This is a genomic window from Tardiphaga sp. OK245 (assembly GCF_900108575.1).
Classification (GTDB): Bacteria; Pseudomonadota; Alphaproteobacteria; order Rhizobiales; family Xanthobacteraceae; genus Tardiphaga; species Tardiphaga robiniae.
This window is the reverse complement of the sequence record NZ_FNWZ01000004.1, coordinates 270,582-283,345: the sequence shown is the minus strand read 5'-3', so window position 1 is coordinate 283,345 and position 12,764 is coordinate 270,582. Positions and strand designations below refer to the sequence as shown.

16 protein-coding genes are annotated in these 12,764 nt (G+C 59.0%); 7 read left to right on the top strand and 9 right to left on the bottom strand.

What is annotated here, in order from left to right; all coding sequences use genetic code 11:
* Window positions 1–3: 3 nt before the first annotated feature.
* Window positions 4–327, bottom strand: a complete 324-nt coding sequence (locus tag BLW80_RS19925; RefSeq protein ID WP_068731168.1) for a DUF4282 domain-containing protein — start codon at window positions 325–327, stop codon at window positions 4–6.
* Window positions 328–505: 178 nt separating this feature from the next.
* On the opposite strand from BLW80_RS19925, the gene BLW80_RS19920 reads away from it, so the two are divergent.
* From BLW80_RS19920 to BLW80_RS30450, 3 genes are all read left to right on the top strand, one after another.
* Window positions 506–964: a MaoC family dehydratase gene (locus BLW80_RS19920; RefSeq protein ID WP_089261787.1), complete on the top strand. Its 459-nt coding sequence runs from the start codon at window positions 506–508 to the stop codon at window positions 962–964.
* A gap of 9 nt (window positions 965–973) precedes the next feature.
* A complete protein-coding gene (locus tag BLW80_RS19915) occupies window positions 974–1,456 on the top strand; it encodes a MaoC family dehydratase (protein WP_093759328.1) in 483 nt (160 codons plus the stop codon).
* A gap of 125 nt (window positions 1,457–1,581) precedes the next feature.
* Window positions 1,582–1,725, top strand: coding sequence for a hypothetical protein (locus BLW80_RS30450; protein WP_170849743.1), 144 nt, complete (start codon window positions 1,582–1,584; stop codon window positions 1,723–1,725).
* Between the two features lie 355 nt (window positions 1,726–2,080).
* On the opposite strand, the gene BLW80_RS19910 is transcribed toward BLW80_RS30450, so the two are convergent.
* From BLW80_RS19910 to BLW80_RS19895, 4 genes are all read right to left on the bottom strand, one after another.
* On the bottom strand, window positions 2,081–2,521 hold the full coding sequence (locus BLW80_RS19910; RefSeq protein ID WP_089261783.1) for a hypothetical protein: 441 nt from the start codon (window positions 2,519–2,521) through the stop codon (window positions 2,081–2,083).
* A gap of 171 nt (window positions 2,522–2,692) precedes the next feature.
* Window positions 2,693–3,589: a hypothetical protein gene (locus tag BLW80_RS19905; protein ID WP_093759327.1), complete on the bottom strand. Its 897-nt coding sequence runs from the start codon at window positions 3,587–3,589 to the stop codon at window positions 2,693–2,695.
* 121 nt (window positions 3,590–3,710) lie between these two features.
* Window positions 3,711–4,142: a nuclear transport factor 2 family protein gene (locus BLW80_RS19900; protein WP_089261779.1), complete on the bottom strand. Its 432-nt coding sequence runs from the start codon at window positions 4,140–4,142 to the stop codon at window positions 3,711–3,713.
* 193 nt (window positions 4,143–4,335) lie between these two features.
* Window positions 4,336–4,611: a hypothetical protein gene (locus BLW80_RS19895; protein ID WP_093759326.1), complete on the bottom strand. Its 276-nt coding sequence runs from the start codon at window positions 4,609–4,611 to the stop codon at window positions 4,336–4,338.
* A 144-nt stretch (window positions 4,612–4,755) separates the two neighbouring features.
* Here BLW80_RS19895 and BLW80_RS19890 point away from each other — a divergent pair, with 144 nt between their 5' ends.
* Window positions 4,756–4,935 (top strand): hypothetical protein, encoded by a 180-nt coding sequence (locus BLW80_RS19890; RefSeq protein WP_089261775.1) that lies wholly within the window; start codon window positions 4,756–4,758, stop codon window positions 4,933–4,935.
* 34 nt (window positions 4,936–4,969) lie between these two features.
* Window positions 4,970–5,284, top strand: a complete 315-nt coding sequence (locus BLW80_RS19885; protein WP_093759325.1) for a hypothetical protein — start codon at window positions 4,970–4,972, stop codon at window positions 5,282–5,284.
* Window positions 5,285–5,293: 9 nt separating this feature from the next.
* Here BLW80_RS19885 and BLW80_RS19880 read toward each other — a convergent pair whose 3' ends face one another.
* On the bottom strand, window positions 5,294–6,613 hold the full coding sequence (locus BLW80_RS19880) for a dicarboxylate/amino acid:cation symporter (RefSeq protein WP_093759324.1): 1,320 nt from the start codon (window positions 6,611–6,613) through the stop codon (window positions 5,294–5,296).
* Window positions 6,614–6,810: 197 nt separating this feature from the next.
* Between BLW80_RS19880 and BLW80_RS19875 the strand changes: the two genes are divergently transcribed.
* Window positions 6,811–7,833: a S1C family serine protease gene (locus tag BLW80_RS19875; protein ID WP_093759323.1), complete on the top strand. Its 1,023-nt coding sequence runs from the start codon at window positions 6,811–6,813 to the stop codon at window positions 7,831–7,833.
* A 106-nt stretch (window positions 7,834–7,939) separates the two neighbouring features.
* Here BLW80_RS19875 and BLW80_RS19870 read toward each other — a convergent pair whose 3' ends face one another.
* A complete protein-coding gene (locus BLW80_RS19870) occupies window positions 7,940–8,644 on the bottom strand; it encodes a hypothetical protein (protein ID WP_093759322.1) in 705 nt (234 codons plus the stop codon).
* Window positions 8,645–8,857: 213 nt separating this feature from the next.
* Between BLW80_RS19870 and BLW80_RS19865 the strand changes: the two genes are divergently transcribed.
* The gene (locus BLW80_RS19865; RefSeq protein WP_093759979.1) at window positions 8,858–9,667 is read left to right on the top strand and encodes a transporter substrate-binding domain-containing protein; all 810 of its coding nucleotides are present in this window, start codon (window positions 8,858–8,860) and stop codon (window positions 9,665–9,667) included.
* A gap of 525 nt (window positions 9,668–10,192) precedes the next feature.
* On the opposite strand, the gene BLW80_RS19860 is transcribed toward BLW80_RS19865, so the two are convergent.
* Both BLW80_RS19860 and BLW80_RS29955 read right to left on the bottom strand, forming a co-directional pair.
* Complete coding sequence (locus BLW80_RS19860; RefSeq protein ID WP_139285867.1) at window positions 10,193–12,415, bottom strand: SEC-C metal-binding domain-containing protein; 2,223 nt, start codon at window positions 12,413–12,415, stop codon at window positions 10,193–10,195.
* A gap of 65 nt (window positions 12,416–12,480) precedes the next feature.
* Window positions 12,481–12,708: a hypothetical protein gene (locus BLW80_RS29955; RefSeq protein WP_139285866.1), complete on the bottom strand. Its 228-nt coding sequence runs from the start codon at window positions 12,706–12,708 to the stop codon at window positions 12,481–12,483.
* Between the last annotated feature and the right edge of the window lie 56 nt (window positions 12,709–12,764).

The following is a 12,764-nucleotide window of genomic DNA, read 5'->3' as shown; positions in this document are numbered from 1 at the left end:
CGCTCAGTACTGCTGGCCGTGGCCGTGATCCTGCCCGAGGTTTTGCCCCTGATCCCGTAGCGCGCCGAGATGTTCGTTGATACGGAACACGATCAGAACGAACTCAGCCGCAATACGTGCGAAGATGATGCCGACGATCACGCTGGCGAGGCTCGACATCACGAGGACGAAACCGCCGAACGGGCTGATGGCCATTGCGGCGAGACCCGAAAAGATCCCGGAAATGCCGAATAGAATGATCAGTGCGATCACCAGCCAGTAGAACGTCTTGATGATTGTGGGTGTGATGAAACGGTCCCACTGAAACAGATCCCGAAATTCGAACATCGGTGAAATCCCCCGCCGTGTAGATGAGTGACAAATTCAATTGCATTGAGAAACGGCTTCAAATATCCCGGCCCGACCACATTGACGGGCAGGATCGCGGGAAAGCCATGCAAGCGACCGGGTTGAGATTGCTGCAAATAACGGCCACAATCAGGCTTCCTCGACGGCATTCCCCATTATGACCCTGACATTTGAAGATTTTAAGCCCGGCCACTTCGGGACCTTCGGGCCGCGCCATATTACGCGCGACGAGATTATCGCCTATGCGAAAGAATACGATCCGCAGCCGATGCATCTCGATGAAGTTGCCGCAAGCGCATCGATGCTCAAAGGACTTTCCGGCTCCGGCTGGCACATGTGCTCGCTGATGATGCGGATGATCTATGACGGGTTTCTGCACAAGACCGCATCGATGGGCTCACCGGGTGTGGATCAGATGCGATGGCTCGCGCCGTTTCGCCCCGGCGACGATCTGACGCTGGATGTCGAAGTGGTCGAGGCGCGCGTATCGCAAAGCCGGCCGACCTTGGGCATCGTTAAATTCAAGTTCAGCACACGCAATGCCAAGGGGCAGACGATTTCCGAGATGATCACCCCGATCATGATCGGGGTGCGTGAACCCGCCTCCGGGAACTAGGGTCGCAGTATGCGCTATCTGGAAGACATCCAAATCGGTATGCGCCGTGATCTCGGCTCGTTCACGTTCACGGCGGAGTCGATCAAGGCGTTTGCCAGGCAATTCGATCCGCAACCGTTCCATCTCGATGAAGAGGCCGGCCGCAAATCGCTATTCGGTGGTCTCGCTGCGTCGGGCTGGCACGTGGCGTCGGTGTGCATGAAGTTGCTGGTCGCCGATGGCCAGCGCGCAAAGGCGGAGGCAGAGGCGCGTGGCGAAGAGCCTCCAGTCGGCGGTCCATCTCCCGGTTTTCGTGATTTGCGCTGGACCCGGCCTGTTCTCGCCGGCGATACCCTGACCTATAGTAGCGAGGTTGTTTCCGTGCGCGCGACCGCGACGCGTCCGGGCTGGGGCATCTTGCAGTCGAAGAACGTTGCCGTTAATCAGCGCGGCGAGGAGGTCTACAGCTTCCTTGGTTCGGTCTTCCTGCCGCAACGGGGCGACGCGGCTTAACCATTTCAAACTTTATCGATGGAACCCTAGCTCTGTTAAGGGGTTCTGAACCTTGTGAGCGTGATCTGCGACTTACAGGTATGACGACCGAGACGACACTTCGCAGGACGATTTTGGGGACGACAATGGCTGACCGCACCGGATTGAAATTTGTGGGCTTCATCTTTGCGAGCGTAACGCTTGCGGTGATGCTGGCCACCTGCATGGTGGTCAAGGGTTATGCCGATGGCGCCTATACGCTCGAGAGCAGCGCGGTCGTCAGCGAGTAATTTCTACGATTTGCTAACCAGACCCGCGCCGAACTGCGCGGGTTTTTTCGTGAGTGGGGTCGATGATGGCGACCTCAGCGACTCCAGGCCCAGGCGAGCAATGCCACGGCCACCAACAGCAACCCGACAAAACGCAAGATAATGGTCCCCATCCTGGGCGCGTTGCTGCGCGCCGGAATGGGATCGGTGTTGTTCGGCCGAATGGTCTCCACGGATCGATTCCCCCAAAAGCAGTTCGCAGGTGCTGCGTAACCGTTGGTCGGGAACAAAACGAATAAAGTTCAATTGAACGGGCTCATGAAAAAGCCGCCGCCCTTTCGGGCGGCGGCTTTTGATTCGGGTGGTCTAGTGCCGATCAGTCGTGACGCAGGCCGTCAGCGGTGCGCTTCCACTGCGCGACGTTGTCGGCGATCAGGCGGGTCGACTTCATCGCGGCCTGGCTGAGCTGGGCGTAGCCCGAGATCTCGCGCTGAACGCGCTGGCCTTCGGCGTGGAGCAGGTCGCGGAGGCTCTCGAGTTCGGAAACCAGTTTCTCGATCTCGCCGAGCGAGGTACCGGCGACGCGCTGGATCAGCGAATTGACGCTGTTCACAGTCGCTTCGGTCGTCGCTTCCAGCGGCGCTTCGGTGCCGGTGGTGGTTTCACTTGAATTGTTCACCATGCCAGGCACCGGACGACGGAGGTAAGCGATATCGTTGCGCACGAAGTCGCGGATACCCGCTTCGACTTCAGACACAGCGGCGAGGTTGCTGTCGTCATCTTTGGCTTCTGTCTGTTCTGAACGAATGGCACTCATCAGCTCTTCCTTGTTTGTGTGAAGCGGACTTCACAATGAGCGAGCGCGGTCCCCCGCATGACAAATTTACGTGTACATCTGCGCAGTGGATTTTGACGAGATAGCGGCGAATATGCGGCAGGGCGCCGATCTTTGCCGGCAATCGTCTGGCAAAGTGTATTAAAACTTAATTCACCAACTATGCTTGAAGCCGGCCGAGAACGTCTTGTTGGTCACGCCCTGGACAGTCTCGCTGATCGATCCGGAGACGTTGACGCCGCCAAACAGCTTCTGCTCCGCGCCGAACTTGCGCAGCCATTTGTCGTCGGTGGTGGCGAGCGATTGTCCGGCGATGAAGCTGGTGCCGGTATCGGTGATGTTGAAACGCGCGAGCTGATCGGTCTCGTAGCTTCGCGTGGGGCGACCGTTGTAACCAATGGCTGGAATGCTGCCTTGCTGGATCACGTTGTAGCCGCTCTGCAGCGTCAGCGAATACTGATCGCCGGCAATGGGTACCGACTTGCTGAGCGAAGTGCCGAGTTTGGTTTGATCCGCGCCCGGATCGACGCGCGCTTCGATCGCCGTCTTGTCCCAGATTGAGCCCACGCCGGGAGCGGTCGCGGCCGCCCAAGCTGCGCCGCCCGATTGGGCCTGCGCCGTGCCGTCGCCGAATTGGTTGCGGTAGGCATCGGCTGCGCTGCGCGGCGCGTTTTGCCGCGCGACATTGATGTCGGCGCCGACGCGGGTATCCCAGAACGGCGTAACCGACTGCTTGACCGAGAGCGCGGAGGTGCCGTTGCTGTCGTTGGAAGTCCAGCTGGACGACGGGCTGCCGACGATCAGCGACGAGCGCTTCTCGCGGAGCGATGCCTTCGCCGTCGGCGAATCGTCGGTATTCAAGAGGCTCCAGTCGGGTTCCGGGGCGTCGCCAGGAGGAGTCGTTGCCGTGTCGACCTGCTCTATTTCACCGGGAGGCGGCGCAACATCGACGAGACCGCGCCACGGATTCTGCGCGTGAACCGGAAAGGCAAACGCGGTTCCGCCGAGTGCTGCGATGAGCGCCCAATATGTCGGTTTGATTGAAGCCATCGTGCCACTGCCCAGCAAGATCGCGGATCGATTGGCACATAATACCATCAGGCCCGGCGGAATTGTGGCGTCGCAACATTTCGCTGGGGATGGACGTGGCGATTGGCAATCGCCGTGCTGCTCAGGCGATCTTCGGCAGATGGATAGGCCGGCCCAATGCCTGTTCGACCAGATCGAACGTATCGACGACCACGCGCATGCTGGTCAGACGCCCGGCCTTGAACTGCGCGAATTGCGCCAGCCGCAGGCTGATAGGGCGGTTCGAATCCAGCGCAGTCAGCGAGAAGCGCATCATTGCGGAGCCAGACTCATCACCAAGGATCATCGACTCACGCTCGAAGCGATGCACCCGCACATTGTCGGCGATCTGCTTGCAGACATCGAGGACGGCGGCCTTGCCGTGACGCGCACCGAGAAACGGAAACATGTCGATCGGGCCGTAGACCGCCCATTCGATATTGTCGTCGATGATGTCAGCGAGTTGGTCGAGCTGGCGTTCGTTGATGGCGCGATGCAACGCGCGCGAGAAACGCCAGAGGCTGTGCTCTGTCATTGGGATAGTCCTGAAAATGGTTGAAACACTTGCGCGCCGGGGCAACGTTGCCCGGGCGGTCTGCACAAATTGCTTGATAGCTGAAGTAATATAATTTCGCTAAAATTCAACGGTTTATTTTGCAATGCACAAATGTTCGTGGTGAGGAGCTGCTCACCAAAACGTTAAGCTGCATCGCGGTGTCGGCATAACCTTACCGGTATGTCTGCTCGTGCTCCTGCACGGGGAGCGGTTCCATGGCGACATCGCCATTGCGGGCGGCCATGACGCCGAACAGGAGGGCCCCGCCGACGGCGCCGAGGAGTGCGCCAATGGGCATGAAAGTGAAAAACACCAGCATGGCGCTATAGCCCTCAAAATTGCTGGTCTTGAACAATTCGACCCATGCAACGCCGGCGCCGATCCCCACGGCCGCTCCACCGAGCAACCCCAGAACCAGACCCAGCAAGATCAGCAACGCGATTTTCATGCAGCGCCCCCACTCAATGTTTTATGCGTCAAACAATGGCGCCAGAAGGTTCAACGGCGGGCAGCGATTTCATGTGCCGGAGCCCGGGAAAGGAACGCTGCTTGGGCGGCTGCGTTTTCTCCCGATCTGCAAGGGAGATTCCCGATGACCAAGCACATCCAGCCCGTTCCCGAAGATAACTGCAGCGACAAGGGACCTGGCAGCGCGCCGAAGGTTACGCTCGATAACACCAAGGGTCATCGCGACGACGAGAAGCACAATATTCGTGAGCAGGCGGCGCACGGCAATCTCACGCAGAACACCAGCAACCGCCGGTCGGGGTGATCGCAATGCGGCGGGCGGTTTCTATATAAGAGGAATGGCCAGTAAACCCGTCGTCACCGCGCGCTTGCGTCGCGCTTCACCCGTTCTTGTCTGCAAGAAATGCCTTGGCCGCATTGATGATGGCAAGGCGCTGCGCAAATCGCTCAAGTCGGACTTGAAACGCCGCAGCGCGAAGCAGGACGTGAAAAGTCCACGCGTGGTGCTGACGAGCTGTCTTGGCATCTGCCCGAAGCGGGCCGTCGTCGTGGCGAGCGCCGCGACGCTACAGAACGGGCAGTATCTGTTGCTGTCAGGTGCGGACGCCAGCGCAGAGGCAGTGGCGACGCTGATGCCGGATCTGGCGCCCTAAATAGAGCGATCAGGCGGCCGATTTCTCCGGCAGTTCACCCAGCGGCCGGCGCTCCATTTCTTCGCCGAAATCGATCGGATGCAGCAGCGCCTCGTGGAGCTGATGGCGATCGAGTTCGCCTTCCCAGCGGCTGATGACGATGGTGGCGACGCCGTTGCCGATCAGATTGGTGAGCGCGCGGCATTCGCTCATGAACTTGTCGATGCCGACGATGATCGCCAGTGCGGTGATCGGAATATCGGGGATGATCGACAGCGTCGCGGCCAGCGTCACGAAGCCCGCGCCGGTGACGCCCGATGCGCCTTTCGATGTCAGCATCGCCACGCCGAGCACCGCGGCCATCTGGCCAAAGGAGAGATGCGTGTTGGTGGCCTGCGCCAGAAACAGCGTGGCGAGCGTCATATAGATATTGGTGCCGTCGAGATTGAAGCTGTAGCCGGTCGGGATCACGAGGCCGACCACCGGCTTCGATGCGCCCAGGGCTTCCATCTTTGTGATCATGCGCGGCAGCACGGTCTCGGACGACGAGGTGCCGAGCACGATCAGCAGCTCGTCCTTGATATAGCCGATGAAGCGCAGGATCGAGAAACCGAAGGCACGCGCGATACCGCCGAGCACCAGCAGAACGAACAGCAGCGACGCCAGATAGAAGGTGAAGATCAGATAGCCGAGATTGACGAGGGCGCCGAGGCCGAACGAGCCGATGGTGAAAGCCATCGCGCCAAAGGCGCCGATGGGCGCGAGCTGCACGATCATGCCGATGATGCGGAAGAACATCTTGCCGGCGAGATCAACGCCTTCGGCAATCTTTTCGCCGGGTTTTCCCATATGCGAGATCGCGAAGCCGGACAGGATCGCGACCAGCAGCACCTGCAGCAGATCGCCTTTGGCCAGCGAGTCGAAATAGGACGTCGGAATGATTCCCATCAGATGGGTGACGAAGCTTTCCTCCTTGGCGCGGCTGACATAGCTGGCGACGGATTTCGCGTCCAATGTGGAGGGATCGATATTGAAGCCGGCGCCGGGCTGCAGGAAGTGACCGACCAGGAGGCCGATCAGCAGCGCCAGGGTGGAGACCGTCTCGAAATACAGCAGCGTCTTGCCGCCGATGCGGCCAACCTTGCTCATGTCGCCGATCGAGGCGATGCCGTGCACCACGGTGCAGAAGATCGCCGGTGCGATCATCATCTTGATCAGGGCAATGAAGCCGTCGCCGAGCGGCTTCAGGGCCTTGCCGGCATCTGGATAGAAGTAGCCGACGGTGACGCCGATCGCGATCGCGATCAGCACCTGGATATAGAGAATGCGATACCAGGGTTGCTTGGCCATCGTGGTTTCGTCCCTTGAAAGCGCTCATCACCATCGACAGCCGCGCGCAAAACATAGGTGCGCTGAACTGCGGCGTAAAGTCACGCTTTGAACAGACCTGAGGTTAAAGCGCGGCGCAGCCCGGCCATGTCTCCCGCGCATGCTGCACTTGCAGTGGTGCGCGCCGGGGCCATTTAAATCTCAAAGGAAGCATCGCCATGCTTGATATCACCGCACATCCCTTAAATGACGATTCCGCGACACCCGCCGTTGCCGCAGTGCCGAACGATGCTGCGCTGCTCGATGCCTATTCGAACGCTGTCATCGATGTCACCGAACGCGTCGGTCCTGCGGTCGTGCGCGTCGAGACCGGCGCGAGGACGCCAAATGCCCGCGACCGCGGTGGGCTGGGCTCCGGCATCGTCATCTCGCCGGACGGCCTTGTCCTGACCAACAGTCATGTCGTCGGCGATTCCAGGCATATTCGCCTGCGCGACACCGAAGGCGTCGTCACTGATGCCCGCGTGCTCGGCGCCGATCCAGATACCGATCTTGCTTTGCTGCGGGCCGATAATGCGCGCGACCTGCGTTATGCGGGTCTCGGCAACTCCAAGAACCTGAAGCGCGGCCAGCTTGTCGTGGCCATCGGCAATCCGCTTGGCTTCGAATCCACGGTCACTGCCGGTGTGGTCTCGGCACTCGGCCGCTCGATCCGCTCGGTGAGCGGGCGTAATATCGAGGACGTGATCCAGACCGATGCCGCGCTCAATCCCGGCAACTCCGGCGGCGCGCTGGTGTCGTCGCGCGGCGAGGTGATCGGCATTAATACAGCGATCATTCAGGGCGCGCAGGGCATCTGCTTTGCGGTCGCCAGCAACACCGCGCAATTCGTGCTGTCGGAGATCATCCGGCACGGCTATGTCCGCCGCGCCTTCATCGGCGTGTCCGGCCAGACCGCGCCGATCCCGCGCCGCCATGCGGTGCTTGCCGGCATCGAGAACACCATGGGCGCGCTGCTCGACCAGATCGATCCCGACGGTCCGGCGTTCAAGGCTGGCCTGTTGCCTGGCGATGTCGTCGTCAGTCTCGATCACGTGCCGGTGAATGGCGTCGATGATCTGATCCGCATTCTTGATCGCGACCGTATCGATCGGACGATCGAGATCGACGTGCTGCGGATGGGCCGCTTGCGCGCCATCGACATTCATCCCGTCGAGCGCAAGGTGCTGGCGCGCGCGTAACAAAAGCGTTTTCGAGCGAAGTGGTCACCGGTTCGCGTTAAGAAAACGCGTAAAACAAGAAGCAGGAGCTCCGTTCCGATTCAATCGGAACGGAAAAGGCTCCGCGTCAGGCCTTGTGCAGCAGCGACAGCTCGGCCTTCAGGCGCAGGCTGCGCTTGCCGGCGAGGGCGGTGGCTTCGAAGGCCGCGCAGCCGTCGCTGCAGCTGCCGGAAAAGCCGATGCCCACTTCGTAGCCGGCGAACAGCGAACTCCCGCCGGCTGCGGGCGTGTGTTCCTGATTGACGATCTCGCCCTTCCAGCGGCCGCCGGCCGAACCATAGGCGCCGAGATAATAGAAGCGGGCGTCGCCGCCGAGAATGCGGCCGTCGAACAGCAGCATCACGCCGGTCAGCCCGTCCTCGACGCCGTCGAGGGTTTTCATGTGCAGCGAATACAGCCCGTTGGCGATGCCGCCATCGCCCACCGTGCCGGTGTCCGGGAAGTCCTCTTCGTCGAGCCGTGTCATCACGGACTCGAAGGCCGGCCCCTTGCCCTGCGCGTCGCCGCCCGTGAACCTGTAGTTCTTGCCGTCGTGGATGCCACGCACGCGGATCGAGCCGTCGTCGTCGCCATAGAGCGTGCGAAACTGCGAGCCGACATGATGGCGCTGGCCGTGGATCACCGCATGGATGCCGTCGTCGGCTTCCTCATAGGTGCCGACATGGGCGAAGGCGGTGTTGCCGCCGAGCATGCGGCCGTCCTTGCAATACATGACGCTGCGGCCGACCACGTCGCCCGCCCGGTAGTCACATTTGTAGAAACCGTCGAACACTTAAAGCCACCCACTGCGCCAACGGGCACCAGTGTAGACGCTCGCGCAGTGCGATAACAGGCATTCCCGGCCGGGCATATCAGCCATCCCGTCCGCGTGACGAACGGAGGTTGGTCGCGCCGGGCTGATCACGCCCTCGTCGAAGCCCCTGGTCGCCGATTGTCGCGCGGCGGGTTTGCGGGCATGGTCGCGCCGAAATCGGGGAGGCCTATGATGCGCATTTTACGATGGATGGTGCTGTTCATGACTGCTGCAGTCCCGGCTTTCGCCCAGCCCGCGCCATCGCCCGAGGTGCTGCGCGATCTCGCGCCGACGGGCAAACTCCGCGCCGCGATCAATTACGGCAATAGCGTCCTGGCCCAGAAGGGCCCCGACGGCGCGCCGCGCGGCGTCTCGGCGGATCTTGCCGCTGAACTCGCGAAGCGCCTCGGCGTGGCCCTGGACTATGTGCCCTATGAGGCGGCAGGCAAGGTGTTCGAGGGCGCCAAGGCCGGCGCCTGGGATGTCGGATTCATCGCCATCGAGCCGGTGCGCGCGCAGGAGATCATCTTCACCGCGCCCTATGTGATCATCGAGGGCACCTACATGGTCCCCGCGCATTCGCCGCTGAAGACGGTCGACGACGTCGACAAGGACGGCGTCAAAATGTCGGTCGGCCTCGGCTCGGCCTATGACCTCTATCTCACCCGCACCATCAAGCACGCCACCGTGCTGCGCGCCGATGCCGGCGGCGGCAGCGCGATGATCCGGAAGTTTCTCGACGAGAAGCTCGATGCCGCCGCCGGCGTGCGCCAGCAGCTCGATGCCTATGCCAAGGACCATCCGGAGATGCGCGTGATGTCCGGCCACTTCCAGGAGATCCAGCAGGCCATGGCCATGCCGCGCATTGCCGACAAGCCGCGCACGGCTGGTGTCGCCTATCTTGCCGCCTTCGTCGAGGAGATGAAGGCGTCGGGCTTCGTCGCCGACGCGCTCAAACGTAGCGGCCAGGTCGCCGACGTCGCGCCGCCGGCGGGGAAGTAACGACGCGGGAGAAGCCCGCCGTCGTTCACTCGGATGTACATGTCAAACATCCACGCGACATCGTTCTCGTGGGCGAAAGCCCCGAGGTGAGCTGTCGTTGTCCCCTCGAAAACTGAGGGGAATGGAGCGCCGCAAGGCGCATCTTGGGTACAGTCGCCACATCCGGCTTGGCTGCGACGCCTCGCCTTCTGCAGCGCAACGCCTTGCGGCGCTCCATCACGGCGATTTCTGTTCCAGGGACCGTGCTTCCGGGTACTGGGCAGGACTAATGAAAGTCCTTCGTTCCGGACAGGCTTTCGCCTGCCTTCACCCGCACCCGTCCAGCCGTTTCCGGCGCAGCCCCGTAGTGGGCCAGGACGGTGACCCCGGACCTCCCGAGTCCGTGCTTGCGAGGCACGTCCGCAGGCGCCGTATCCTGCTCCACTCCGAAAGCGCCCTCGAGAAGCGCCCCTCATGAGCAGGACGGGTAGGGGTATATAGTCTTATGGGAATAATGTCAATATAAATGGTTGAGCGACTTAAAGGCTAATTTCCAATTGGTGAACCGTGGCACCGCTTGTACTTCTTCCCACTTCCGCAAGGGCATGAATCGTTTCTGCCAATTTTTTTGGGTCTGGATTTCAATCGCGAGATGGGGACTGGATTGCGTTTGGGCCATTTAGCCATAATCGCATCCATTTCTCCGTTTGGCTGCCATTTTTCATCGATTGTTGTTGCTCCGCGGATCATACCGGTTGCCGGATCGAGTAATAGGCCGTGCCAAACGTCCCCCTGCGTGTCGTATTTTCGTACCTTGCAATGCGCAATGAGACGATCCCGTGCAATTGCCTCAGGTAGCGAATTGCAATGAACTGTGATGCCTCCTCCTCCATCAATCGCGATCGATAGATCATGGTTTTCGTGATCGCGTCGAGAGGCGGCGATAATTTGATCTATTCCACGACTCAATGCCTTCGCTGTCTTGGTACTAAGTTGGAGAAACAGTAAGCCTATCCCTGTGAGTTGAGGGGAAGCTGCGCGCTCAATCGCAGAAAATAGCGCGCCAATAGTGAGGCCATCAAATCGGGTCAGGAGGCCTTTCGGAGTCTTCTCTCCAGGGAAGCCGTTTCGGCGGGCAAGCATAGCAATATCCAGCGACCCGCCAAAATCCTCGCCGAGGTTGACCATATCATATTTGCTGTCGAGCCAGAGATTGTGCTTGAGATGAAATCCAAGTGTGGTCAATTCCTGCGACACAAGAATTTTTCCATCAACCCGCGCTCGTAGTGCAAGATAGTTGAGAAAATGTAGAGGGCTGTCGAGCATCTCTGTCATCACGTCGATCGTAAAGACATCGGTAGCAAGAGGTGGTTTGAATGAAGGTGTATTTTTTGCCTTCAGAAATTGGCGTGCTTGGAATGCTAAGGCCGGATAGTGATCCGATACTACGCATATCGGAAATATAACACTTGGCTTCTTATTGATGGTGATTTCAGTCCCGGTTTGACAGATGAATTTAAAATCATCTCCAATCAGAGCTTCTGCACATAGGAGGGCTTGATCGTAAGCGTTTTGAATCGCTTTTTTGAAGTCGTCTTTGAGCTGTAGATCATTTCCTTTTCTGGCTTCAATCGTTAGGCGTTTTGATTTTGCCTGAACGATGAGGGCGTGATCTCCGTAGAGGACGAGAGTATCTGCTTCCGAGAAGCGGTTCTTTCCCTTGTAGATGTCCACATTGCGGAAGACCCGGGATGGGCCAAAAACAGTCGTCAGTCGGTCGGTGACGAAACTTTCAGTGAAAATCCCGCGATTGGCGGAAGCGGTTTCGGCGTAAGATTTGTCTCCGGCCATCCAGAAAAACGGGCTTTCATAGATGGCCTCCTTAAAGCTGTAATTCTGAAAGAGCGCGTATGACCCGTCGGTAAACTTTAAAATGGGTGCCGAGTTGGTGGCGTTAAACTCATTGAGTGCCGTAAACGAGCTGTTGCGGTCGTCAGGCCCATAGCTGAAAGCTGCAAGAATGGCTTCAACCTTATCGTCTGATAATCCTGACGCTACTTTTGCTTCTGCGAGAGTAAACATATAGCAATCGAGTGTGGTCCACTTGTCTGGATGCGTCTTTTCGAGTGTGCCTGAAAAATTCTTGTGTCGTTCCATTTCGAGCGATTGCAAAGCGTCTGCCAGCCGGCAGGCATCGTCAATCACGAAACTCTTATTTTCATTGAGCCAGTGGGCGTCCGATGCGTACTTCAGTCGGGAGAAATCTCTATACTGAAAATCATATGCGGATTCTCCGCCATAAAAGATCGGCTCGCGTAATCCGGACGCGCTAGCAAAAGGATCAACTTCTGGGGCTTTGGGTAATTCGCCTGAGAAATCCCATCCCTCAAACCATGGTTTCGTCAGAGCTTGATGAAGTTCATGGAGAAGTTTTTGTGTTTCATCGATGTATCGTTGCATGTTTGAAGGTGTTGGCAGCGCCGAATCGATGGTTTGTTGAACCAGTAGACCGATCAGCGTCGATATCTCGGTTCGCAGCAATCTGTCCGCTGAGTACTGATGCTCAAAATCCTTCTCGACTGCTTGATTTCCGCTGTATCGGATCAAGTTGTCGCGCCAACAAAAATAGCTAACCGCGTGGATATAGCCGGGCGAGGCGCACAGAATGCGAAGTCGTGAGAATACATCCGCTTCCGAGCGGATGTTCTCAGGGCCAAGGTGAAGGTTCTTCATTAATAAACTATAGGTTGATTTCTCGATTGTATTCAATCGAGAAATTTGAGCTTAGCGATAAGAGTCACATGTCGAATGCATGGTGGCCTGAGTAGCGTTGCTCACTCCGCATACTCCACGCTCCCTGACGTCAGCACCGGCTTCATCGCCAACAGCTCTACCTTCGATGACGACAGTTTCTTCTGGCCGATCAGGTTCGCGTTCTTTTTCGCGTCGAGCTTCATGCCGGGCGAGAAGCGTAGCAAGCAGGCAGAGCGATGTGACGATGCGGCACGGAAGGGTCCCGAATGATGCGGAGATTTGTCGTCCGGGATCGTGTGGATATTCAATGGGTGTCGTCCCCGCCTAGCGCGCCGAAGGCGCGCGCGGGGTGGGGACCCATAAC